Below are 620 nucleotides of genomic sequence, written 5' to 3' on the forward strand. Positions count from 1 at the left end.
GTCGACCGTTTCAGCGCCGTAGCGAATCGCTTTGGCTGTGGTTGTCGCAGCTTTAGAACCCATGTCTGCAACTTTTGCCATATTGGCTGCAGCTTTAGTGGCAATATCTGTCACTTTCTGCGCAATTTTGCTGGCACTTTTCGCGGCAAGTTTCGCGATACCACCAGCCGCCGCGCCACCAAAGGTCACGATTGCACCGATGACAGCGACAGCAATTTCTAATGCCATCACCACTTTGTTCAACACATCGACATTCACACCCGCTTCTTTTAGCGCGTCTTGAACAGCTGGTTCTTGCAGTGCCATGCTTACTGCACCCATGACACCACCGGCGATCATAAGCGCGCCAGCTGCCGCACCAACGCCAGTGGCAACCATGATGGCACCTACCACAATGGAGACAACCGCGCTGATCCAACCAAAGATCTTCGCCGCTAAGCCCGATTTCTGAGCCTCTTTCGCAGCGGCTTCTGATTCCTTGATTTTCTCTTGGTTCTCTGCCATTTCTTGTTCATGTTTGGCTTTTGCGACTTTCACTTCCTGAATTTTCAGCTCGTTTTGAGCACTTTTCAGTTTGTCTGTAATCGCCGCAAGCCCCACTTCAAAATCGTCCGCAGAAC

At 51.3% G+C, this 620-nt stretch carries 1 pseudogene; it reads right to left on the reverse strand.

The annotated features are described in order from the left end of the window. Positions 1 to 620: pseudogene (gene vopB / locus R7Q46_RS28110) on the reverse strand (type III secretion system translocon subunit VopB); the annotation flags it as partial.

The sequence above is a fragment of the Vibrio sp. 811 genome (assembly GCF_033339195.1).